Annotated in this window: 14 protein-coding genes; 7 read left to right on the forward strand and 7 right to left on the reverse strand. The window is 65.3% G+C overall.

Translation table 11 applies throughout. The features are described 5' to 3' along the window. Positions 1-84 precede the first annotated feature (84 nt). The 3 genes from RM788_RS43055 to RM788_RS43065 form a co-directional block, all read right to left on the reverse strand. Positions 85-2,508 (reverse strand): hypothetical protein, encoded by a 2,424-nt coding sequence (locus RM788_RS43055; protein ID WP_315926174.1) that lies wholly within the window; start codon positions 2,506-2,508, stop codon positions 85-87. Between the two features lie 134 nt (positions 2,509-2,642). Continuing rightward, positions 2,643-4,118: an IS66 family transposase gene (tnpC, locus tag RM788_RS43060; protein WP_399345258.1), complete on the reverse strand. Its 1,476-nt coding sequence runs from the start codon at positions 4,116-4,118 to the stop codon at positions 2,643-2,645. A 56-nt stretch (positions 4,119-4,174) separates the two neighbouring features. Then, positions 4,175-5,425, reverse strand: a complete 1,251-nt coding sequence (locus RM788_RS43065; protein ID WP_315926178.1) for a hypothetical protein — start codon at positions 5,423-5,425, stop codon at positions 4,175-4,177. A gap of 271 nt (positions 5,426-5,696) precedes the next feature. On the opposite strand from RM788_RS43065, the gene RM788_RS43070 reads away from it, so the two are divergent. From RM788_RS43070 to RM788_RS43095, 6 genes are all read left to right on the forward strand, one after another. After that, positions 5,697-6,437, forward strand: coding sequence for a hypothetical protein (locus tag RM788_RS43070; protein WP_315926180.1), 741 nt, complete (start codon positions 5,697-5,699; stop codon positions 6,435-6,437). Positions 6,438-7,175: 738 nt separating this feature from the next. After that, positions 7,176-9,482, forward strand: coding sequence for an NACHT domain-containing protein (locus RM788_RS43075; protein ID WP_315926182.1), 2,307 nt, complete (start codon positions 7,176-7,178; stop codon positions 9,480-9,482). Between the two features lie 1,286 nt (positions 9,483-10,768). Further along, positions 10,769-11,284 (forward strand): hypothetical protein, encoded by a 516-nt coding sequence (locus RM788_RS43080; RefSeq protein WP_315926184.1) that lies wholly within the window; start codon positions 10,769-10,771, stop codon positions 11,282-11,284. Positions 11,285-11,316: 32 nt separating this feature from the next. Then, a complete protein-coding gene (locus RM788_RS43085; RefSeq protein ID WP_315926186.1) occupies positions 11,317-12,378 on the forward strand; it encodes a tyrosine-type recombinase/integrase in 1,062 nt (353 codons plus the stop codon). A gap of 367 nt (positions 12,379-12,745) precedes the next feature. Then, the gene (locus RM788_RS43090) at positions 12,746-13,267 is read left to right on the forward strand and encodes a hypothetical protein (RefSeq protein WP_315926189.1); all 522 of its coding nucleotides are present in this window, start codon (positions 12,746-12,748) and stop codon (positions 13,265-13,267) included. Positions 13,268-13,271: 4 nt separating this feature from the next. Then, the gene (locus tag RM788_RS43095; protein ID WP_315926191.1) at positions 13,272-14,384 is read left to right on the forward strand and encodes a tyrosine-type recombinase/integrase; all 1,113 of its coding nucleotides are present in this window, start codon (positions 13,272-13,274) and stop codon (positions 14,382-14,384) included. A gap of 58 nt (positions 14,385-14,442) precedes the next feature. On the opposite strand, the gene RM788_RS43100 is transcribed toward RM788_RS43095, so the two are convergent. The 4 genes from RM788_RS43100 to RM788_RS43115 all read right to left on the reverse strand — a co-directional run bounded on the left by RM788_RS43100 (position 14,443) and on the right by RM788_RS43115 (position 23,237). After that, positions 14,443-17,289, reverse strand: a complete 2,847-nt coding sequence (locus RM788_RS43100) for an RNaseH domain-containing protein (RefSeq protein WP_315926193.1) — start codon at positions 17,287-17,289, stop codon at positions 14,443-14,445. A 30-nt stretch (positions 17,290-17,319) separates the two neighbouring features. Beyond that, the gene (locus RM788_RS43105) at positions 17,320-20,643 is read right to left on the reverse strand and encodes a hypothetical protein (RefSeq protein WP_315926195.1); all 3,324 of its coding nucleotides are present in this window, start codon (positions 20,641-20,643) and stop codon (positions 17,320-17,322) included. Further along, positions 20,640-21,884, reverse strand: a complete 1,245-nt coding sequence (locus RM788_RS43110) for a restriction endonuclease-related protein (protein ID WP_315926197.1) — start codon at positions 21,882-21,884, stop codon at positions 20,640-20,642. The genes RM788_RS43105 and RM788_RS43110 overlap by 4 nt, the downstream gene beginning before the upstream one ends. Positions 21,885-21,947: 63 nt before the next feature. Beyond that, positions 21,948-23,237, reverse strand: a complete 1,290-nt coding sequence (locus RM788_RS43115; protein WP_315926199.1) for a helix-turn-helix domain-containing protein — start codon at positions 23,235-23,237, stop codon at positions 21,948-21,950. An 800-nt stretch (positions 23,238-24,037) separates the two neighbouring features. Between RM788_RS43115 and RM788_RS43120 the strand changes: the two genes are divergently transcribed. Next, entirely contained in the window at positions 24,038-24,646 is a 609-nt protein-coding gene (locus RM788_RS43120; protein WP_315926201.1) for a Uma2 family endonuclease, read from the forward strand. The last annotated feature ends 688 nt before the right edge of the window (positions 24,647-25,334 follow it).

Genomic DNA, 25,334 nt, shown 5'->3' on the forward strand with positions numbered 1-25,334 from the left:
GTGAGTGACCGACACAGCATTGCCGCACGCGACGCGCCAATGTGGTCCGCGTTTCAGAGGCAAGTCGCTCGTTTGCCAACTTGGTCAATCGGGCAGTCCGCGCCGCCGATGCTCGGCTTCCTCCTCCTCCCGACGGGCCTGGTGCTCGTAGGTTTCGGCCAAGTCACGAAGGATACGCCGTGTACGCGGCCAAAGGTTGGACTCCGCTGCCCGTTGTCGATACGTACCTGCAAGTGACTGTTCCTGGGCGCCACCATCGGTCATCCCTCGCGCGACGACACCCCGCTTGTTGAAGATGCCGATGTTCAATCCGCGGTCGATGTCCTCACTGGCCAACTCTTCCAACAGATCCCGTACGGCACGAGGAGGAAACAGGTCGTCGTGGTCGGGTGGGGCGTATGCGAACGCTTGCCCTATTTGACTATCTCCGGCGCCAGCACGAGCTGCCTCCCGCAGACGTTCACGCGCGTCGACGGTCCACACACGAAGCGAGCCAAGGTCCACTGTGCCGTCGGCGCTGACACCAGGGCATCGCCGCCACGAACGGAGGACCTCGAAGGCACGAGTGGCCATTCGTTCCCGCTCCTCGTTCTCCACGTGGAGTTCGGTGCGATCTTCGTCGTCGCGCCTGTAGACACGACAGACGAGTTCGACGAAGAAGCTCGGCTCGTCGCTCAAAGTGGCATGCAGGGTAGGGGCCTCTGCCTGGAATCCCAGGAAGGGAAACAAGTGCCACTCCAGGGTGGCGATACGTTGATGTCCGATGGTGTCTCGATGACGTGCGAGCATCGCAAAGACGCGTTGGAAGTCGTACTCGGAGAGCATGTGCATCTCCGGGGCAGAGGGAGGCTCGACGAGCATGCCCTCACAGGCTGTTGCCGCCAACTCCGCGACTTCGATCGAGTCGATCTCTTCGGCATGCAACGACACCAGATCGACGACTGCGGCGTACCTGCGAACTCCAAGCAACCCCACTGCTGCAGCGGTCACGTCTGTCGCTATGGAAGGTATCCCGTGATGTGAGAACGTCTTCCAGTAAAGCTCCGACACCTCGGGCGAAAGGCCATGGAGCGCGCGCCACGCCGACGGCGCATCAACTGAGGCGTTGAGAATCGCGGCCTGCTCGGCCGGTGATCCACTGAGGTCAAGTAGTCTGTCTCGTAGGGACTCGCCCTCACGGAACAGCCGTGTTTGCAGGTACGCGTGCGCCACCGTCTGCATGGGCGGCCCGTCGGAGAGTTTACCGAGCATGGCCACGTCGAAATCCGATGTATGGTCCGACAGACCCACGCCCACCAGATAGGGGTAGTCAGTCATCCGGGCAAGAGTTTCGATGCCGGTGAGACCATGTTCGGCGAGGACCTGGCCGATCGCTTCAGCGCGGCGCTCCCGGATCGCAACGGCGTAGGCCGCGCTGTCCTCCCGCCTGGAGCGGTCGCTCAAGGCCGGACCTCCAGAGCTGAACAACCAGGCGACATGGAGAATGATCGTTCGTGGTTCCAAGGCGGACACAGCCTGTTCGAGACAGCGAAACTCATCTCCGGGCATAGCCCAATCGCTCGTGGCGAACTCGCGGTGATGAGCAATCTTCTCGCGCAACGCATCCCGCAGGCGCCTGCGGGCATCGTCGTCCGTGATCGTCTCAGCCAACTCGATGAGCTGACACGCCAACCTGTCCCTCTGGCCGGAGGAGACGTGCTCGATCTTCCTGATCACCGAAAGATACCGATCCGGGTCGCCATCGAGGTCTTCGAGCAAGATGTCGACGACGTCGCCTACGGCGTGACGAAGGCCGTCATGAGTGATGCGCTGTTCCCGCCGCCAGTCCCGGAAGCGGGGACCTGAGTGTGGAGTCTGAGTCATGTGGTTGGTGGGGATCAACGACACCAACAGATTCCTGGCTACATCGGGCGTGCTACGAAGCAGCCGACGCAACGCCCCGATGCGCTGCTCTTCGTCTGCGGTGGTGTTCGGATGCCAGCAGCTGAATATCCCTGTCAGGCTCGCTGCGGGCCTGTTTGACCACTTGCCGCCCGGATCGATGACCGCCAGCTTGGCCAGGACGTCCACGGCATCGTCAAAGTGGTCAGGCGACCAGGCAAGGATCTCAAGCGCCCGAACGAAATCGAGGTGTGCTGATGGTGTGGGCATGCCGATCGGTGTCGCGCGATCATCAGTGAACATGGCTCTGTGTAACGGATGCATTCCTCGCAGCCCGACACCGACACGGTAAAGGAACTCATCTGGAGCTGCTTCGACGAGAAGGGGGAGAACATCACTCACGGACGACCACAACTCATAGGTTCCCGATTTGTTGGCCGCATCGAACACCTCGGCAACGATCTGCCGTGCCACTGCTGATCCAGTCACGCCTCCAGGCAACCTGATGAGGTCGTCACTGCTGCCCAGCATCGCCAGCGAAGCCGCGACTCCTCTCCGCAGGAAGATCGAGAACTGCGTTCGGTCGATCGGTCGGACAACTCCAAACCCACTGTCCTGCTGCCGCACCTCGGAGAGAACCTGCTGTGCGACTTCCCGGAACCCGTCGAGATCATCAACGGTGAGATGCGGTGCAAGCAGATGCCACGAGTCCTCCGCCGAGATGACATGCCAATGCTCCTGCAGAACACCAAGAAACGTAGCTATTCAGCTGGGGCGAGTGTTGGGGGTAGCCACGCGCCGGTCGTGAACAACTGTCGGAGCGCGTCGAGTTTGTCCAGACCCCACTTCGTGGCCGTGTCGAGGTAGGACTGCACCATCGCGAAGTCGGTGAGCCCGGCAAGAGTGCGCCACGCACCACCGGAGGTGCGCTGCTGGACCTTGACCGGACGAACGGCTCGTTCCGCCGTGTTGTTGGTGAACGGGACCGTCAGATCGGTGACGAACCGGAGGATCATGTCCTCGAATCGACGGAACCGGCGGATCAGCGTTCTCGCGTCGGCGGCGAGGGCACCCTGTTTTCCCTGGTTGTCGTCTCGCCCTCGGGCCAGCGCGCCGAGATAGTGGTTGCGGAGGTCTGCCAGCACCACGGAATCGAGCACGGTCGCTCCGCGCTCGCGGGCCTCCCGCGCCGCGTGATGGGCCTCGATCAGGGTGTCGGCCATCGCCAGCGCCCACAACTGCCCGTCGGAATCGGCGTCGGAGATCGACCTCAGGTCCCGCAACAGGTGCGCCCCGCACCAGGCATGCACGGACCGGGTCAGGTGCTCGTAGCCGGCGTAGCCATCACGCACCAGGACCCCGGTGAACCCCGGCAGCACACCACCGGCGTCGATATCGCCCTTGGCACGGCCACCGACGTGCATCAGAGTCAGGTACTCGGTGCAGGCGACATGCACATACGACAGTCTCCCCGCGGCCCGACCGGTGGTCTCGTCGGCGTGCACCACCGGCGCGCTGGCAAGCAACGCCCGCATGTGCGCGGTGAACCGCTTCTCCAGCCTGCGGGCCGCACGTCCACGCACACCCGCGAGGAACCCGGTCGACACATCCATACCGGTCAACGCTTCCAACAGCGCCCGCCCCCGCCCGATCGGCAGGAAATGCCCGCAGGTCAACAAGGCGCACCGCGCGAGGGTTTCCGGGCCGATCCGCACCGGCGACCCCGGCGCGGCCACCACCTCCCGCAGCGGGTCGTCGGCGGGCACCGCGTCCCAGCCCGGCGTGGTCACCGCCCCACAACACGGGCAGGTCCTCGACACCCGCTGATACTCCACCACCACCGGCGGCGGAACCGGGCGCACATCGACCACCTGACGCCGCTCACGCCCGAACTCGGCCGCATCGACCAGCGACGACGCGCATCCCCGACACCGGCCGGGTTCGATCACCATGGTCCGGTCCGGATCATCGACCAACGACCGCGAGGAGGACGACGCGCCGGGCTGCTTGCCCGGATCGCGCCCCGAACGGCCCCGTGACGAGCGTTTCCTCGCCGGCTTCTTCTCCCACGGCCCATCCGAGGAAGGCGGACGCGACGAGTTCGACGAATCCGCCGACAGTCGCCGTTCCAGCTCCGCGATCCGCTCCGCCTGAGCGGCGACCACATGCCTCAACTCGACAAGCTCGGCCAGGATCGCATCGAGGGACACACCCTCCGGCAACCCTGGAACCGACACCCCAAGATCATCCCAAAGCTGGCTGCCGCCCACACGAGCGGGCCCCCACCAGGCACTCAAGTCATAGCTGAATAGCTACCAAGAAACGGATCTTCGCCCTCGGAAACCAGCGCTACCCCTGCCTCACGAATCTCGGCATACGCGCGGCCCAAAAAATCTTCCAGCAGCTCACGGTCAGCCGACGCCAGCCCGTTCCACGCAGCGACGAGCAACAACCGGCGAACCACGAACCCAGGTGCCTGAGCCCAAGTTGGAGTCAAAATCTCCGGTTGCACAGCCAACGCTCGGCGCAATGCGGGAATACTACGGCGAGCCAGCGTTCCATACATGTATGCGTGCTCGTGCTCGACCTCAGCAGTGATCAGGAGTTCCGAGACGGCTTCGCCGTCAACTCGAGGCACGTCCACAGCGGCGTTCCCACCAAGGGCGGCGGGCATGACAATCTGGTGCGGATGCAGATGCGGAAGGTCAGACAGCAATCTGGCATCCGGAACCACGAGCACCAGCGGCTGGGGCTGCCCGAGGAGCTGGGCAAGGCTGTCCGAGGATCTGACCAACAGAGTTCTGGCGTCAGCCCCCTTGTCGTGAGCGGTCGACATGCGTGCCAACGCCGCGGCGACGAACGCATGTAGTTCGTCAGTGCGAAGGTCGCCACCGACCGTGATCGTCTTTCTCCCGGAGGCCAACAGATCTGCCATCGATACGGCTGCCGCGCCCCGGCCTGCGAGTACAAGCTCGGCAGTCAAGGAAACCTTGGTTGACGGGATCCATGTGTCCTCCCACCACGATCGTGCGTGACGCACACCAGGGAGGGCCTTACCGAGCCGTTCGGCCAGCCACACCATAGTCGCTGGCGCCGAATCCAACCACGTATGGACCTGATCGAGGTTGTACGCGCGAACCTCTTTCCAACGCTGCTCGGCACCGTGGCCAGCGGCCCAGATCTTCGCCTTCGTCCACGAGGCCAAGATCACCTGCACGTAGGTGATCTCGCTCGGGTCCTCGCCCGTCGGCCCGGTCGAACGCTTGGCATAGTCCTGGTCGGCCTTGGCCTGCGCCCCTTGCTGGACGGACAACTCCCATACCGACATGCCCGAGGGAACGAACAAGGCTTGTTCGCTTGCGACTACTACGCCATCGAAGCCCCCGGCTGCCGTGCCCGAGCCACCCGGCATGTCCAGCTCGGTGACCTCGCGGCCGGTCTCGGCAATGAGGCGGCGGATGAGCAGCGGAAAGTCGGTGTCGAACCCTGCCGAGCCAGCGGCATGCCTCAGGTCGTCTCTGCTGATGGGCGGCCACGGTGCCATGCCGGCACGGTAGCAAGACCAGTCAGTCCGGCCATCGATCAGACAGTGCTGGATCTTGATGACGTTGCCAAGGCGCTGCGCGCCGCGTTCGCGACTCCGGCCGGGTGGCCTTGCCGATTGGCAACGCGTCCTGGAGTGGGCGGCTGACCTTGACCGTGATCACGGTTGCTCCGATTGGCTGAAGTTCTTTTTGGCCTGGGGACTACCGGACGCTCTCGTCGGGGGCGGATGGGAAGCTGGCGGAACCGACCACGGAAGGGATTCCCGACTGATGACTTACCAGCCTGGGCGCGAATTGAACCTGACCTATGACCCGCAGCGGGGATGGTTCAATTTCGTGCTTTACAGCGAAGCGCCGAATATGTGGGGATCGTCGCTCAACGCCACCCAGCAACTACGCGAGTCCAGCCGATACACGAAGGAATGGGTTGGCCGGTTACAGAACACCGAGCCGACCCCACTTCACATGGCACTGGTCTCCAACAACGAGGCTCCGCGACTGTGGAATCCCTGCGTCTTCGACGACCCCGAGTCGCCATCGGCAGTCGCTGGCGACGGCTGCCTGTGCCTGACGACCCTCTACGATCCGCTTACCTGGATGCCGGTGGTGAAACAGCACTACCGCACAGTCAGCGGGAACATCGAGAACTGGACCTACTGGACGTTCTCCCCGTTGTCGCTGCCCGAAGGCCAGGTGCTGGAGCGGTTGATTATCGATCAGGACGCTGGCGTCATGTGGCTGCGCAATGATCGCGGCGAGCTGCACTTCCTACCCGAAAAGAACGGCGAGGGCTACAGCGTCGGCTACGGCGGCGGTGGGCCCTGGAAGTTCGCCTTGATGATTGAGAAGATCGTGGCCTCCGACGGTCACGACGTCACCCCGGACACGAGCCAGGTGACGGCGAATCGTCATCTGAACGACTGGACTTCCTCGCCCGCATCGGCCCGAACGCGGGAGTTGTCCTTGGCACAGTTACAGACCCTGCGGACGACGGGGACCGCACCGGCTTGATCGCGCTCCTCGGCGAGGATCTCCGAGGAGCCGCCGTGGGTCGCGGCTGACATCATCAACATCGTGGGCATCCCTCCCCGCGCCTTCGTGAGAGTGGTGTTACCAACGTCCGGACCTAGCACAACTAGGTCCGGACACCTTAAATGAGCACCTGTCCAGCGCTAGTTGATGAACGACAGGTCACGGCCGCACGATCCGTCAAGTTCGAGCAGACAGGACAATATCGCCCCTTTGTCGCCCGACTGCCGCGCTGTCCAAGGTCGCCCGACACCAGTTCACCACGCTTCGTGCACCTGATCACCAGAGGGGAGTGACAGCCTGCGGAAACCGCCCTTACCAACAACAGGCGACCTGTCGGCTTCGTACCCGTCACCCGGTGGTACCGCCCACCGCCGCCGGAGTCTGACTGGGGCGGATTCGTGATACAGACCTACGTTGTCGGTGCAACTCGTTAACCTTCCCGCGTGAGCGGAGCACGATCGCATGGTCCCGAAGTAACAAAGCTTATCCATACGAGCTTGGTCCACCTGCGAAGCTGGAACGGGTTCCACGACTTCGAGCACCTCTGCCTCGCCTACGCCCGCGAGGTGCTCGGCATCCCGTTCATGCCAGCCACCGGCCCGGTCGGCGCTGGCGGCGACCAGGGACGGGACTTCGAGTCCCACGTATGGCTCACCCCAGCCGGGATCACCGCAAGCAGGTCCGTCTGGATTGTGCACCATCCAGACGGACAAACTCATGACCAAGATCCGCTCAGACCTCGCCCGCATCACCGCGGGAGGACCCGTCGACGTGGTGTACGCGTTCCTCGTCGCAGACCTCCCGATCGCCCGGATCCACGTGCTGCAAGCCGAGGCAAAGGCCAAGTACGGCATCACGCTGGAAATTTTTGACGGTCCTCGCCTTGCCACCATGATGGCCACGACGGACTTCGCAGCCACCGCCTTCCGCTGGTTGCGGCTCGACCCACGCATGCTGTCGACCGCGGCCCGCACGAGCGACGAGGCCAAGCAGTGGGCCACGGCCGTGCTGTCGGACCAACCTCGCCCGGAGTTGCACCAGTACCTGAAAGTGCTCCGGAATGTGGGCGAGCGTGACCTGCGGGCTGCCGACCGGATCCCCGACTTGGACTCTCTGTACCAACCTCTTGCGCTCACCGGGCCCGATAGCCGGTCCCGCACCTGGGAACAGGCTCTCGCAGAGGGCGATCACCTCGTCGTGACGGGCTCCGCCGGTGCGGGCAAGTCCGCCTTGCTCCGCCACATCGCCACAACCCTGGCCAACCAGTGGCTGCACGAACCCCGGCCGTGGTTCCCGGTGTTGGTCCAAGCGCGGGACCTCGCGTCGGGCAAGCCACTGGAGCAGGCATTGCACGCGGGCATCGAGCGGACTCTCGGCAGTCGTCTGCTCCGACGGCCGGACCTCGACTTCCTCGACCGGCCGTCGCCGTCGACTCGGTGGCTGATCCTGGTCGACGGGCTGGACGAGACCCACGACCGCAGGGAGGTCCTCGACGCGGTGGAAGCTGCAATGGACGACCGGCAGATGCAATTCATGATCACTTCGCGTCCGTTCGAGCCGGACCTCAAGCGGGACTGGTACGTCCGCCACACCCTGCAACCCTTCGATCGCTCCTCCCTCGACCGCTTCATCACCGAGTGGTTCGCCCACAGCGGCGCTGGATCGGCAGTTCGCCGGGGCGCAGCCCAAGACCTGGTCGACCGGCTGGACGACGCCGATTGGGAACCGAACCCGCTTTTTGCCGTGATGGCCTGCGTCATCGCGGACACCGACCCTGCCTCGGCGCACGCCACCAGCACCAGCACCAGCGGGATCTACTCAGCGTTCGTCGACCAAGTCGTCGCAGGGCTCGAATCCACACGCACACACGCCATCGACGCCATCCAGGACCAGATCCACCGGCTGCTGGAATCGGTTGCGTCCCACCGCTACTTCGACGACCCGGACGCCTCAGTGCTCGACCTGGCCCTGCGCTGGGCCGAAGAACACGGAATCGAGCCTCCCGACCCGCTGCGCGCGGGGTGGGCTCACATAGTGCGGCAGGTGCTGCTGCGCTCCGGACTGATCATCTCCGACCGAGACGAACTGATGTTCTTCCACCCATCGCTGCAGGAGTACTACGCCGCGCGAACCCTAGCCGGCTCCTCCCCGCAGGAGTGGCTGGACGCGCTCGAACGAACGCCCTACTGGTACGAAACCAGGGCGGACATCGTTCTATCGCAGACGACGTTCCTGGAATTTCTGCTCGACCGGACCAACGAGGACGCCTTCGTCGCCGCCGTCATCGACGCCTTCCCGGAAGCCGCCGAGCGGATGATCGAGCACTACGGTCTCCGCAACCTCGGCGACCCGACCACACAGGCGCTTGAAACGGTCGCGGCTGATCGGCACGAGTTGGTGGAAGACCGAGCTGGCGCCGCGAAAGCGCTCGCTGCACTGGATCCGAAAGCCGGAGTGCTGTTCCGATTGGAGCTGAGCATGAACCTAGATCTGGAAGATGAACGTCTGCCACTGATCAGCAGTCTGATCAGGCTGGGCGGCGCGCCCGCGGCCGCGATGCAATGGCTGATCTTCCAGACCTGGGACCGACCCGTGGACTCGTCGGCGGAGTCTGAAATCCGGTCACTCATGGCCTTCGTAGCCTCCGATAAGGACAAGGCCGGAGGACTACGGCTCATCGCGAAGATGACGGCACTGCCTGAGCGCTGGCGCGTTGCTGCCTGTGCCGACCTGGTTCCCTATGGCGCGGCCGAGGCCTACCGCCTATTCCTGACGACAGACCAACCACAACTCGCACTCTTGGAACTCGTCGACAGCCGCCCCGACTGCTGGCCCACCTTGCACCAGAGATTCGTGCGAGACAACGCCAACTCCTTCGTCGACCGGATGCGGGCGATCGAGCTGATCGAGGACGACGACCCAGACCGAGCCGTGAAGTACTACCGGGAGCTGGGAACCTCACCGCTCGTGACCGACTCGCAGCGAGCGGCCATCGACGCCACCGTGGAGGAACTGCGAAGTTGACCGCAGTCCACGGCGGCCCGCGCGCGACGAGATGGGCCGACTGGCAACGGCTGCGCATAGTCAGCGCTGCTGATCGATGCCTAGGTCTCGAGCCGCGCCAGGCGTTGCTGCTCAAGACCAAGGTCCAATGAGTTGTTATTAGGCGCCGCGACTCACCCGGACCGGCTGCGCACTCGAATCACCATCACGCCTGCGGAGCCCACTGGTCCCCCGACCGACCCACCGAGATTGCGAGACTGGACGGGCGAAGTCGGACATTGCTGGATGGCGCCTCGTGAACGTGTCTACGCCTTCGCTACCGACCACGTCCGCTCGCTGGGTAGCTGTGCACCGCGTGGCTGATCACTTCACCATCCACCGTCTCGGGGAGGCGCACTTGGTCTGGCCATCGATCGGACGGTGCTGGATTTCGGTTCACATCTCGAGAGGGGAACCATGATTTGCGGCGATCCCGGTCTGGACTGAGGAGGGTGCGAATAGGTGCTTGAACACTCGACCCCTGGACTGACAGTCGACCAAGGGGCGGAGCTTCCCCGGATAGTGGATGTCGTCATCGGGGCGTACTCGGTCGCTAGCTGCCTACGGGGTGATTATACCCGAAGTCGTGGTGCATCTTGGGTGTCGGAGGTTGACCTGGCGGCGTGGCGTTTGTGGCCGGCGACGCTGGACTTGGATGTGTCGTCGATGCGATTGCGCCTACTGGCCACTCGTGGACCTGGCGGTGCAGGTCCAGCGGTTTGGCTTATGTGGACTAACCGAGGGGTCCAAGAGGGGCTGGAGGTCCACCGGTGGCCTCTGGCCTGTGCGTTCATGAGAAATTTCGACGCCTGAAGAGTGGGAAATCAACATCACGTCCATCTGAGTACCGGTCAGGAAGGTTGTTGTGACGGATTAGCTCTTCAAGAGGACATATCTCCTGGCGGCGTACCCTGTGATGACTGGTTGGATGGCTAGCGGCGGGGCTGATACGTTCCGTGTGTGAAATTTCCCAGGAAAGGGAAATTTCCCAGGCGTGGGGGTTCAAGTCCCCCCTCGGTCACTCAAACGCGGGATGTATCCCGTGAATCATATGGTCTCGCAGCCCCCTGCCTCGGTAGGGGGCTTTGCGCTGCTCAACGGGACACATCCCGTCGCGTCACCGCCCCAGCGGGGCGGTCACGGACGTGAGCGATCGGATCATCCCGGGAATCTCCCTCGCGACATCCCCTCACGCGCACGAATCCGGCAACCTCCCTGACGTCGATTCCGGGAATTCCCGGACCGGTGCGCGGCCGCGACATCGGGAATTGGATCTGCGACGCACCCAAGCGCCCGAGCCGGGTGATCTGCCCGCAGTCCGGCGGCGTCATCTGCGTCGGTACGGGGTGGCGCTGTTCGACGGCAATGGCCGCGTCACCGACCAGGCGTTGTTCGCCCTGTTGGGGTTCACCGCGGGGCTGCGGGTGGAGATCGGTGTGACCGACGGGCACGCCGTGGTCGTGCGCGCCGATCCCTACGGCGGGTCGGTGCTGACCCGGCGCGCCATGGTGCTGGTGCCAGCGGGTGTGCGGCGGTGGTGCGGCTTCGGTCCCCGTGAGCAGGTGCTGCTGGTCGCGGTGCCCCGCGAGTCGGCGTTGATCATCCACGGGCTGGAGAAGCTCGACCAGGCGCTGCCCCGGCCGCGGGCGCTGATCGCGGCGATGCACCCGCTGGGCGGCCCGATACCGGGCACGCGGGCCGCCGCGGTCCGCGCAGGGCGCGCTACGGCGGCGGGGACCGGGGGAGCGGTGCCGTCGGGGGCCGGTCGTGGGGTGCCGCGGTGAGCGGGGGCAGGCCGGATCCGGGGGATGTAGCGATGGCGTTGCGGATGCTGGAGAAATTCGACTTGCGCCCCGAGGACCTCCTCGCGGGAGTGGTGGTGCGGGAGGTGCCGACGTTCGCGCAGGTGGACCCGCTGGTGCGGGAGCGGGTGCCCGCCCCGTCGCGGCGGATCTACGGCACCTACTGGGACCGCATCGTCGCGGTGTGGGGGGATCGGCGGTTGGACGAGCCCACCGCGACGGAGGTGCGGCAGCTGTTGGAGCGAGCGCGGGAGACCGCGGTGGTGCGGCGGTCGAGCAACGGCGGCAAGGCCGCGGCGCTGCACACCTACTACGCGTTGTCGTGCGTGTACCGCTACGCGGTGGAGGAGCAGATCCTCTCGCCGCGCCAGAACGTGATCGCGCGGGTGGAGCGACCGGCGAAGGGCCGGTCACGGCGTCAGGCGTTGACACCGGCGCTGTACGGGGAGATCTGGCGGGCGGCCACGTCCACCGGCAACGACCCGGCGTTGGACGCGTTGCTGCTGCGGCTGCACCTGGAGACCGCGGCACGCCTGGGCGGGGTCATGGGGTTGCGGCTGCGGGACCTGGACGAGGACCAGTCGCTGGTGCTGCTGCGGGAGAAGGGGTCGACCCGGCGGTGGCAGCCGGTGTCGCCGACCATGATGAGCTACCTGCGTCACCACGCCCACGACCGCGGCGCCCGCGAGGACGACAGCCGTGTGTTGCGGTTTCTCAATGGGGATACGTTGACGAAGAAGCGGTACGAGACGTTGTGGAACCGGGTCGGGGGGTATGTGGACAGTGTGCGGGTGCGGGGCATCAGCACCCATTGGTTGCGGCACACCACGTTGACGTGGGTGGAACGCAACTTCGGCCTGGCGGTGGCCGGGGCGTTCGCCGGGCACGCCGAGCCCAGCTCCAACAAGCACGGCGCCACGCACGTGTATGTGAAGGCCGACCTGGGTGAGGTCGCCACGGCGTTGCAGGCCCTGACCCACGAGCGGCATCCGCTGGCGGAGCAGCCGCTGTCCATCGTGACCAGCGGCGACATCCACCCCCTGCAGGTGCCCGAGGACGGGGCGCGTGTGCGGTGATGCCCTGATGGCGCGACCGGGCGGCCGCATCGGACACGCGTGATCACGCCGGCCGACGACATCCGCCGCCCAGGGTGGCGGCCATGGCGCCTGTGAACGAGTTTGGCTGTTTTTGACCCCCAAAACGGTGACTTTCCGTCGTTGCCGTGTTTATGTCGGATCACCGGCGGCGCCGTCGTCCACTCGCGCAGAGCCTTCCAGCGGGCGGCGGCGTCAACGGAAGGGGCCGATGAGGAGGTGTGTGGCCGATGCGAAGGCCGGCATGCGCGGAACAGGCCGATACGGGGGAGACGACGATGGGGCTGACCGGTGTCGACGTCACGGCGGTGGTGCAGGGTCGGTCCTGCCCGCGGAAGTAGGGGCGCGAGTGGACGACACACCGTTGCAGGTGGCCTCGGTGTCCGCATCGACATGGCGTGACGGCGTCGACGACGTGGTCGTGCGGGCTTTGACCTATCCGGCGGCACCGGTCGAGGGCTCCAAGGCCCGCATGCGCACGGTGGACCTGGGTGATCTCCGTGTCGCGCTCGGCACGGGCGCCCTCAGATTCGCACTGTCCTTAATGGACGGAAGCGGCCGTATCTCCGGGCGGTCGGTCTTCGAGTACCTGCGTTGGTCGGCGGGCGAGAGACTCGTTGGCTCGCTGGGGAAGTCCTACCTGGTCCTGCGCCCGGATGTGGAAGGCACGGTGTCCCTCGATGGGCGCAAGCGTCTGTGCTTGCCGCCGGGCATGCTCAGGTACTGCGGCATCGCCCATGGCGGACAGGCATTGCTGATCGCCGAACCGCAACATCGGATGCTCATCGTGCACTCCATGGCCAACCTCGCGCACATGGCGCGGGCCTATCACTCCGAGCAGTTCGAGCAGGCTCTTCGCAGGGGGATGTGACGGCGTGACCATCGATGATGATCTCGCCGCGGCGCGGTTGATCCTCACGCATATGGGCATCTCGCCCGAGGACCTCCTCGGCCCGGACCGGCGGGCGCAGACGACACCACTGTCGACCCTGGTGGCCACCGTGTCCGGTGTCGTACCGACACCGACACGCCGACTGTATGAACCCTATTGGCGCAAAGCGCTCGCGGCGTGGCCTGGGCGCCGCGTGGGCGAGGTCAAAACCACCGATGTGGTGTGGTTCGTGGAACATGCGAAAACCACCGCTGTCGTTCGCAGGTCCAGCCGTGGAGGCCACAGTGCCGCCGAGCATGCATTCGACGCCGTGCGGTGCCTGTTCCGCTACGCGGTCGCGGATCGCATGATCCACTCGTGGGACGACCCCACGCTCCACGTGACCAAACCCAAGCGCCTCACTTCCAATCGGCGAGCACTCGAGCCCGCTCTCGTCGAGGCCGTTGTGGAGGTCGCCTCCACGACGGGTAACGATCCCCATCTCGACGCACTGCTCATACGACTGCACATCGAGACCGCCATGCGCACAGGAGGGGCGTTGGCGCTTCGCCTGTGTGACCTGGATCCCGAGCAGAGCACGGTGTACCTGCGAGAAAAAGGCAATCGCAGCCGCTGGCAGCCCGTCTCACCCACCCTGATGGCAGCGATGCAGCACCACGCACACGCACGAGGCGTACGAGATCCCGACAGTGCGGTCCTGCGCTACCACACCGGCAAGCCGCTGACCGCCCGGCGTTACGACCACCTCTGGGGCCGTATCGGCCAATACCTCAACACAGTTCGCATCCAAGGAATCACCACCCATTGGCTGCGCCACACCACACTAACCTGGGTCGAACGCACCTACGGATACGGTGTCGCGCGCGCCTACGCGGGCCACGCCACCGCCAGCACCAACCGGTTCGGCGTCACTGCCACCTACATCAAGGCGGACATTAGCGACGTTGCCATCGCGCTCGCTGCACTTACCGGCGAACCACATCCACTCGCAATTGCCTCCACACTAACCGGACCGGGCTCCGCAGGTCCGGAACACGACAGCCACGCCTATTCCGACGACAGTTGCGATCCGCAGGTGCCGAGCAATGCTGCGTGACGGTTCTTGAGGGCGCGCAGGCGGCGTAGCGGAGGTCCGCTACGCCGCCTGCGCATGCCTATACCTGCTTCTCGTTCTGGCCCTTACTGCCTTCAAGCGGTACGTCTTCGGCACCGGGTTCAGCACTTACCTTCTCGTCCGGAGCGGTGGTGCGTCGGTACTGCGGGTGGTCGAGGTCCATCTGTTTCGCGGCGTGCAGGGGGAGGGGGAAGCGGGAGCGACCGTCCCAAAATTGGGCCTGGTGGGAGAGCTTCGCCGTGGCGATGGCGAGGGATTCGGCGGACACATCATCGGCGCACGCGAGAGGATAGATCTCGTTGGCCGTCATGGAGTACCAGTTCTGGGGCATCTCCCCCTTGCGCCGCTCCTCTTTCCGCTCGGAGGAGACGGAGGACTTGGCGTCCCACCGCGTGTACTTCGACCCCAGCCGGTTCGCACCGTCCCCGTCGAAGGCGCGAGGTACGTTGCATAGGATCCACACCGGGGTACCGAAATCCGTGGTGACCGCGTAGAGCGTTCTCGCGGTCTCCTTCTCCGCGGGTTCGCTGTCCTTGTCCTTGGTGATGTGGGTGGTGCCGACCGGCTGGAGAACCTCCTCATCGTCGATGTTGACGCGGATGACCGCGCGAGGTCGCTCGTCGGTGATCAGGGTGCTGCCGGGGAGCCAGTAACGGCACTTCTTGTTCTCGGGCGAGCCGCCCAAGTGCATGTTCTGCAGCCCGTCCCACATCCGTCGGGAGGCGAGGGCGTCCACGGTGACCACGTACGGGATGCCGTCGAGCTCGTCGGCCAGGTCGGCGAGGGCACGTTCGACGGTGTCGGCCGCGTCGTCCCAGCGTTGCCGGTAGGTCTTCCTGTCGCCGGTGTTCTCCGGGTAGATACCGGCGTGGAATGCGGACTGTGCGGTGCGGTAGGGCTGCCACTCGGGTCGGGTGGAGCTCCAGCCGAGCATGGTCCAAGTTCCGTCGTCGTCTTGCGGGGGCACGAGGGCGGACGCGGTGATGATCACCTTGGGTTGGCCGAACTCGCCCTTGCGTTTGTTCTGCTGTCGTACGTAGATGCCGACGTGGGCGATGCGGTCGACCGGGTAGCCGTCCTTCTCCGGCCGCAGGGCGTTGGCGATGCGGTCGTCGATGATGCCCAGCGAGCGGTAGAGGTCCAGAAGGGCCATCTCGGCGGGGTGGTCCTTGGGTTTGGGGTTTATGACGCCCTTGTCGTCCTTGCCGCGCAGGTACTGGGTGGGCACGCCGCGCTCGGCGAGGATTTTTTTGGTCTGGGGCTTGGCGTCGAGATCGTCGAGGCTCGTTCCGCTGCTGTCGTCGGTGTCGGCTGCGGTGGGGATCTCGGTCTCGCACCAGGCGCCGACGAGCACCCCGTCCGGGGGCGGCAGCGCAGCCCCGGTGGCGGCCAGCGCTGCGGTGCGGGTGCCGGTGGGTCCTGGCTTGAGGAAGTTCTCGGCGTGGTGGAACACCGCGGTGATGTGCTCGCCGTGCAGGCTGAACTCCGTGCCATCGTGCGGGTCCAGACCCTGGGGTTCGAGGTCGAAGGTCTTGCAGAAAGTGTCGAGCATCCGCAGGCGGGTTTCGTCTCGGTACCACAAGCAGACGATGCGCAGTGTCGTGAATCCGGCGGTCTCGACGGAGGTGACGATGGACTCCGGCGTCGGGAAGAGGCTGCCGCGCGCACGGATCGGCCCGAGCTTCTTCTGGTCCGGATGCTGGTCTCGTTCCGCCTTGCGGCGCTGGTACTCCTGCTTGGAGATGTTCTCCGGGTCGGTGGGGCGGCGCGGCATGCTCGCACGCACCTCGCGAATCTCCAGCGGCGCTGCCGTGTCGGCGAAGACGTTTTTGAGGTGACGGTGCAGGAGCCTGAGGTGGTGCATGCCGGTGCCGGTGCCGATGGGGAACGAGTAGTTCTTGGGCAGGATCGGCCAGACCTGCCCTGGGTTCTCGCGAGGGAAGCGGGCCGGTTGCTTGTTTTCCTTCGCGTCGGCGAGCAGCTTCTGCTCCCGCTTCGACCGCTCGTCGATGGTGCGCAGGATGGAGTAGTCCATCTCCAGCCGGCCGAGGGCTTGCAGGGCCAGGCGGTTGATGGTGCGGGCACCACCTCGGCCGTTGAGGGTGACCTCCAGCAGCGGGCGATCCCGACCGGGCTGCTCGGCCAAAGCTGTTTTCGAGAAGACCAGCGAGGAGGAGATGCGGGTTACTCGCGAACCTAGCAGCAGCACGGGGTTTTTGATGTTGGGGACGGTTTTGAGCCTCAGCGCAGTCCGGGACAGGGCGAAACGGCCACCTTGCTCGTTCTGCCACGGATCGTCGAACGCGACCAGACCGCCAGTGGAGTCGGACCGCAGCGTGATGGTCTTGTCGTCGCAGATCGACCAGGGTCGGGCGGCCAGTCGCTGGGACAGTTCCCAGACGACCGTGCGGTACAGCCAGCCGGGGGCTGCGGGCTGGCTGTCGTGGACGGGTCGTAGGTGCTCGGCCAGCAGGTACTTGTGCTCGGTGGTGTCGGCGATCCGCTTGGCCAGTTCCGGTGGTGCGGTGAGGTCGATCGTGCCGACGTCCTGTCCGAGGGCCAAGTGGTGGGTGAGGGTGAAGGCGCGGCGTAGCAGCGTGTTGTCGATCGGGTTGAGTGAGGCGAGGAACGGACCGCGACGGTCCGGGTCGAAGTGGACGTAGCCGCCGCTGATCATGCTCAGGACGGTGGTGGCGATGGAGTAGGGGGCTTGGGCGTCGTCGTTGTTGAACTTCTTCTTGCAGTGCAAATTGAAGTCGTCCCACAGCTTCCAGGTCACTTCGTCGAAGTGCCGGACGTGGACTACGGCGTCGCCGACCAGCTCGGGGGTGCAGCGCACGGCGAGGGTGTTGAGGTGTTTGCCGGGTGCGAGGTCGTGCTCGGTCACGTGTTCTCGTTCTCTCTCTCGTGCTCTCGGTCAAATGCTGTGGTGGCCGGAAGCGGGGGTTTCGATGCCGGCGTAGGAGAGGAACGCGTTGAGCGCTTCCCCGTAGAGGTCGTTCATGCGTTGTCGTACCTCGGGAGGCCACAGGGAGTGGATGCGTTGCAGGACGGTCTCCAGGTCGGCGCTCCAGGTGTCCTCGTGGAAGGCGTAATCCACCATGTGCAGCACGGCATCGGTGCCGCCGCGGCGGGCGCGCCCGGCGAGCTGGATCAGGTCGACGATCATGCCTGCGACGACCTCGTCCTGCAGCGACTTGTGCATCGCCGTGAACTGGGGGGCCGTGCGCAGCAGCAGCGCAAGTTGGTGCCAGGCCGCTTCTCCGGCCTCGGCGAGGACTTGTGACGGGACGGGCGCACCACCTGGCGGCAGGGCGCGCAGGCCAGCGGCGTTGATGCTGGCGTACATCTCGGCTGGGTCGTTGAGCAGCGCGAGGGGACGCACGCACAAGTACACCGACCGGACCGCCGAGCGGGTGCCGATGACGATGTTGAGTCCACGCGCGATCAGCGACAAGGGGACGACCAGGATCTTTCCGTGTTGAGGGAAGTCCTCGAACTCCTCGGCCGTCAGACGTACGGCGACGTTCTGCCTGGGCAACTCGGGGTCGGAGCTGTGCAGGTCCTCGGCACGCACGGCCAAACACAGTCCGCCGTCGTAGTGTCCGGCCCGGCTGATACCGCGGGCCAGCCACGCGCACTGCTGGTAAGAGTTGGCCACGACCAGGACACGGCCCCGGCCGTCCTTGCTGGCACGCTGGAGTTCGCGGTGGATGTGCCGGTCGTACAGGTTGCTGCCGAGCTCGATGAGTGCGTCTTTCTTGCGGCTGGGGTGGGTTCCGGAGACCTTGATGGGCTCGCCGAACAGAGGGTGGCCCTCGCCGTAGTCGATGCGGTGTTTGCGGGCCCGGATGGACCTGGCCTGGGCGTCGGTCATCCACCACCGCACCGGGGCGTGCAGGTGCTCGCGAACCGCCTGCGGGAAGTAGGCGGTGGCCGACAGACCCATCACCGGCCGCTCGACGCCCGCCAGGACCAGCGAGACGATCCCGCCCAGTTCGGCGGTGAAGGTGTGCGGGTCGCCGGCGATGGTCTGGGCGACCAAGGTGGCACTCTTCTCCTTGTCGTCGAGGCCGGTGACGCGGTAGCCGGTGATGGAGCGGCCCAGCATGCCCAGCGGCAGGACCGCGGAGACGGCGGTGGGCTGCAGGCCTTCCACGATCCGGTGGGCCGATCGCAGACCCGAGGACCGGTAGTCGTGGGCCTTGCCCTGCAGGAGCGCCAGCGCATCGTCCAGTTCGATCATGGCGGTCCGGGTGACCAGCAGATTGACGGCCTGGGCGCGTCGGTGCGGATCCTTGACGCTGTCCTCGAGGATACGATGCAGTTCGATCTTGACCTGGTCGAGCAGGTGCTCGCCGCGGGGAGCGACCAGCGCGTTGAGCGCTTCCCGCACGTCGCGCCAGTCGGGCTCAAGCAGGCTGGTCTGTCCGCTGAGCGGATCCAGACGCTGGTACCTGGCGGGCATGAGGGCGTTGAGCTTCTGGAACAGCTCCACCGGGATGGATGTCTCGTCGTCCGCGCCCTCGTCCGGCCACAGCAGCCGCAGCAGAACACGGTCGCGTCCACGGGCCAGGTGCCAGCGGGTGCTGGTCTGGTCCGGGATGCGCGCCTGCGCCCGGTCGTCCTCCGTGACGTGCAGGCTCAGGGCATTCTTGCAGATGCTCAACAGAAGGAACTCGGCCATGAGCCGAACGTGACTGACCGCGGGCAGCAGGTTGTGCTCGTCGTCGATCGGCAGCCGCTTGGCGTCGGTGTCGATCTCCTGGGGCGCGGCCGACCAGTGCCGACGCGAGTGCAACACGATCTCGCTGGCGCACTTGTCCACAGCCCGAGACTGGAACTGGTCGACCTCGTCGACCAGGACCGCGTGACAGGTGCGCAGCGCGAACTCGGCCGCGGTCATACCGCGCACGGCACGACCATCGAGGTTGACGCCGATGCGCAGGGTGCCCTGCATGAACACGTAGTGGTTCATGATGACGACGTTAGCCTCGGCCGACTCGTACACAGGGGCGTACTTCCCACAGGTGGGGATCCAGGGACAGGCCGCCGACCCCACGCCCTGGCGGTGCAACGACAGACATGGTTCGCGGCCCGGCGGATAGTCACCGGTGGCGTCGAGGAACGTCTTGAGAGCACACCCGTACGCCAGGGGGTCCACGTCGCGTTCGGCTCGCTCACCCCACTGCCCCGGCGCGTCAGGCTCCTCCTTGATCAAGGAGGCGAGCTTGATCGCCCGGTCGTGCATCCCGGAGGACGACATCAGATGCGCACAACTGGGCTTGTGCTTGATGACCTCGATGTGGTGCAGGTAGTCCAGATCCTCGCGCACGTTCCAAGTCAAGGCCAGACACGTCTTGATGTCCGGCAGGACGATCGCCACGCGCAGGTCGTGCGCGGCGAACCACGCGGCCATGACGCGGACCAGCACGCTCTTGCCGGTGCCGGTCGGCGCGTTGAAGATCTCCATGCCGCCCGCGGTCAGCCTCAACACCTCCTCGGGCGAGACGGTGTCGGTGGTGTTCAGCACGTCGAACAAGCCCTTGAGGACGCTGTGCAGATAGCGCTTGTCCTCCGTGTAGCGCGAGTCGATCTTCTCCGCGAGGTCGAGCAATTCGGGTGTGGGGATGCGCAGGTCGGCCAGGTACGGCGCGGTCGAGACGCTGGGCAGACTGGAGTGGTCGAGCGCCTCGGCGAACTGGGGGTAGGAGGGGATCGTCACCCGTCCGTGGACTTGGCCGACGTCCTTGACGAAAATCTCCCCGGTGTTCCACGTCCCCGGTCCGGCGAACTCCGCGGGCTTGGGGCGAGCGCTCGGGCGCCGGAACCGCGCGGTCAGACGGTCGACGTAGCCGAGCGGGTCACCTCCGAGCCTGGGCAGCGCGGCCTCGGCGGCGAACGGGTTGTCGCCCGCGAGTTCGAACGGTGCCATGACCGACGAGTCACCGGGTTCGTCGGAATTCAGCCGTGCCAGCAGGGAGCGCGCCGCCACCGAGAACTTCGCGACATCGGCGAGTTCACCGGGGGCGATGGAGCAGACCAGGGCGATCCGCTGCTTCTCGTCGTGGGGCAGTAGCTTCCAGCGGTCCCACGCCCGGTACTTGCCGGACAGCAGGAAAGCCGCCTCACTGAACGGCGCAGCACTGCGGGGATCCCCCTCCACGGCCTGAGGGAAATAGTGGGTCGCGAGGGCCAGCGCGGCATAGACCGCGGTCTGTCCGATCAGAAGGTCGCTCACGCCCAACTCACCCCGGCCTTCTCGCAGACCATCTCGCCGAACTCGGAGGCAGTGGCCACCTGCATGTCGTACTTGGCGCACACCCCCGACAGCAGTGGCACATGGCGACCGTGATGATCGGGCAGCACAAGCCAGTCGGCTCCGCCTCGGTCGCCTTGCTGGGCGTGGATGAGGTCGGCCAACGTCCTGGCCGAGGTGTAGTCCTTGATGTCGACCTTGAACGAGGTCTTCCTGCCCCGTTTCGGGCCCACCTCCACCAGCAGGTCGAAGGCGTCCAGTCCAGGCCACAAACCGACCTTCAGCCCTCGTGCGGCCAACTGGTCGTACAGCGCCAGTTCCGGCAGGCCGGGAATGGTCGTGTAGCGCCAGATCCCTCGCGTGAGGGCCTTGTGGCCTTCGGTGGGCAGCGCCGTCGGCACATCACCCAGATCCGGGTACAGCACCGCCTCACGTGCGCTGGGACGCGGTGGCGCGGGCTCGGGCAGCAGCCGCGGTGCGCCGGCGTCGTCCGGCAGCGGGAACAAGTAGGAGGCGCCCATGTCCGCGTGAGGCATGTGCCAGCAGCGTGCCGCACCCACGGTGGTTCCCGCATTGTTCCGCACGGTGATCCGCATAGGCCAACAGCAGATTGGGCAGGCGAACCACCAGCCTCGATAGACCGAGTCATAGGGAATGTCCCTGTAGAAGTCCGCGACCAGCGGCGGCAGTCGCAGTTCGGCCAATTCCTGCACAGGGCCGGCGGGACGGCGGATCAGGTCCCTGCGACCGGCCTCGTACACGGCCTGCTCGCCTTGTTTGCGCAACAGCGTGAACGCCGTCTCCTGATCCAGCTCCGACTGGAATTCCCGATCGCTGACCACAGTCGCGGTTCTGTCGAGCTTGTGCAATATTCGCAGCAGCATCTGCTGCTCGAAATCGAGGTCGAAGACGTCCTCGGACACCTGACCGTCCTGGTCGACGGCCCGCGTCCCCTCCAGGTCCAACGGTGAGACACCGTCTGGCAGCAGGACGGCCAGATCCCCTGTGAGCGCGCGTCGGAAGTCCCCGAACGACAATGGGCTGCCCGGACCGCGAGCCGCCTGCATCGCGCCGTGACACTCCATCAAGATTTCCAGGCGTTTCTCGGGCTTCGCCTCCGGCGCGGTCAGCGCCTTCGCCGCACGCAGGGCTGACCGGGTCACCAGATATCGGACCCGGACATCATCGAGTGCTTGTGCGCCGTCGTCCATGAAACTCGTCACGGCCGGGGAGCATAGATGACCCCTCCGACAATTCCTGAGACCGCAAAAATAGGGATTTTGTGTTTACGGTTTTCCGTCCGCGATGTCATCCAGGCCGGCGGTGGCGATATGCGAATAAAGTTCGCGATAGATGGGGAGGTATTCCGCGACATGACGTCGGCCCAGCCGGGTCAAGCGCCACCGGTACTCGGCGACGTGCGTTCCACCGGGCGCCATGACGGGCACCGAGTCCACCAGGCCGCGACTCGGCCGGCCCCCGGCCTTGCCGCGGTACCCGACACCGATGAAGAACAGCGAACGGCCGGCCAACCGGTCGTCCTCCAGCCCGGCAGGCTCGGCAGCCGCGACGCGCGCCACGACCCCCCAAAGCCACTCCGACAGTAGATGCGCCGCAGGACCCGGATCACGCGGTTCACCCAGCCCTGCCCTGGCGGCCGACCGGCCACGGCGCGTGATCTCCACCAGCACTCGCCCGATCGTGCCGACAGCGGGGTGTTCGACCGAGTCCTCGGTGATCGCCACCAAGCCCCGTCGCTCCAGTGCGTGCACCGTCGGTCCGGTACCGGGGTCGTGCACATCATGTCGACGCAGCCGCTCCTGCAGTCGGGTGTACCCGACCACCGACGGTGGGGCCTGCAGCGTCAACGGCAAGGCCCGCCACTGCGCCGCCTTCTGCGAGGGCAGCCGCTGGACCCGCCGCATCCACATTTCGGTCTCCCTCATGCGGTCCTCCCGCATGATCTCGCCGAGGTAGACCTGTTGGCGCTCGTTCAATGACTCCCAGGTCGCCAACGCCTTTCCGGACGCCTCCGGCTTCCGTTGTGTCGCCAGGATCGGGGCCTGCTCGCCGGGGCGAGTACGCATCCATGCGTCCATGATCATCCGCACCGGAACCCTGTACGCCTTGGCCAGCGGAGCGACAAGCCTCCCTGTCACCTCAGGCTTCTGCCAGTGCCGTCCGCGGACCGGTCGCCCGTTCTCCAACGCCGAAATCTTGGACGCGGATACGCACAGTTCCCGTCCTGCGGGCGATGCTCGCAGCAACTCCGTGACCCGCTCCAGGGTCAGTCCTGCCGCATATCTCAGATCGACGAGCGTCTCCTGCCCACGAACGGCACCCGTGAGCACTTCCGCTTCGCAGTCCAGCGCCGCCGCCAACCGCTCAAGGCGCGACGGCGTGGGGGTATGCCGGCCCTCCTCGTAGAAGAAGATCATCCTGGCCGAGACCCCGACTCTCTCGGCCAACTCCTCACGCGTAAGCCCTGACTCGACACGCCGCGCTACAAGCCGTGATGAGTCGATCCCACGCAAGGGAAGAGGCATGCTTGCATACAAGTCGACTGAAGACTTCATCGCAACCGTAGTTTCCGACGACGATGTCTCAACGTGGCGTCGCAGCTCGGTTGCGCATGAACTTGGGCCGTGGTGGACCGGTTGTTATTGCGGTTGGTGCCAGATGAGCTACAGGTGTTGGGCGAGTCGCTGATCCTGAATTTCAGCGGCATCCGTAGGGCCTGGTCGACGATCTGGGCGGAGCTACTTACGAGCGTCTACGCGTCGATCAGTAGGTATGAGTACCTGGAGCTGCCGCCGGTGGCCAGCCTGCTACTGCCCTATACCTCCTGTGAGGCCAAAGCGGATCGTTCAAGTTCGCTGGCCGAACTCCGCGATCTCACTGCTAACCCGCCTCGATGGAGCGGTGAGATGGCTGCGCACATCAGTGACGACCTTGGGTATCCGTGCCGCACGGCCAGCGCGGGAACTGGATGGCGCATGTGCGCGGCGAGCTGCCAGGCGGTACGGAGTCCACGCCGACGAACCACATGGTGAAGTGGTCGCCCGGCCGACCTTTCCGGCGCGGGCACCCCGGCGACCGCAAGCGTTCGCAGGGCACGAACGCGAGCGTGTCCGCCACCGCGCCTCGCATCCCAACCTCGCTGCACCTGAGCACGTCATGGAAGTCGGTGTGGGTTGCCTCGGATGCCGCAGATGCTGGCGGGGTCCTCGTAGGGGGTGTCGCGCCGGAAAATCATCACGTCCCCTCGGCATCGGGTCTGTGAGCGATCTTCCTGTCCTTGTTTGGCGACACGTTGAAGATCGAGGTGCGGCCGCTGATGAGACGCAGGTGCAGATGCAGATGTGTCAAACTGTTCGTGAGTGGCAGCCTCGACCAGGTGGAAGGGTGTGCAAGGCTCATGACTACGGCCCGCAGGCTCGACAACTACACCCTGGCGGACTGGGAGAGTCTGGACCCGCAGGAGGGGCATCGTGTCGAGTTGGTCGACGGACGTTTCGTCGTGAACGCGGCACCGGCGTGGAAGCACCAACGCGTAGCTGACCGGCTCTGCCGTCTTCTCGACGACGCCGTGTTCGCCGACGGTATGGAGGCCGCCACCGCCGTAGGCGTCCGTGTTCGCGATGGTCTGGGCTACGTACCCGACATCGTGGTGTCCACCGAACGGGTGGAAACCGCCACTGTGAGCGCGGATACCATCGCGTTGGCTGTGGAAGTGGTCAGTCCCTCGACCAAGAAAACCGACCGGCTGGAGAAGCCCGCAGCCTACGCAGGCGCCGGTGTCCCCAGGTACTGGCGAATCGAGATCAACGACGCTCATGTGACCGTGTACTGCTACCGGCTCGACGGTCAAACCTATGTCGAGGACGTCGTGCTCGACACCGGGGCAACCGGCACCGTCGCGGTGACCGGCACTGCGTCGATCACCTTCGATCCCGCGGATCTCAACGGTGTCCGCAAACGCTGATCTATCTCAGACATCCGCTCGAGTCGGCCACACGTGGACCCGCAGTCACGCTGGACTGGTCAGTGCGGTGCTGGGTGCCGCGAGCGCCTTACGGCTCGCGGCTGTCGGGGACGAACACGCCGAACCATGGGGTGCGTGATGAAGGCATATGGCGTCGACACCACGCAGCGCGTCGTCGACGAGCTTGAGGTGCTGTTTGAGTGGCGAGCTTCCGTCATGCCGCCTTGGAGTTCACGTACGAAGCGCTTTCGCTTGCTATTCCTCTGATGCCAGTCTTTAAAATTGACGTCAAGGTTCGGTAAGCAGAGCCTCAAAAGTTAGCGATTTTGATCGTACTTGCTGGTCGATACGCATCCGACGGCTATGGCTGGTGGCTCGGAGCAAAAGGCCAGCTCTGGCGGGCGAGCTTGATCGCCGAGTAGGAGATCGGTGCTTACCGTGCGCGCGAAGCGCATGCTGTTGCGCGGGACGTTGTAGTTGGTGAAGGTGCGAGTTGGGTTCGTATTCTGTTTTAATGGTCAAGTTTGCTGTCAAAATAGTCGGCGAATATCTAACCACACAATCTCTGTCTACGGTCCTATTAGGCAGGGATGAGGAGGGGATTGAGAGGGTCTTTCGGACACTCAGATGCGGGATGAATCCCGTGTTCAGGTGAACGCGGTAAGTCATAGGCAGACCGTAGCAGGAC

It is taken from the genome of Umezawaea sp. Da 62-37 (assembly GCF_032460545.1).
Classification (GTDB): Bacteria; Actinomycetota; Actinomycetes; order Mycobacteriales; family Pseudonocardiaceae; genus Umezawaea.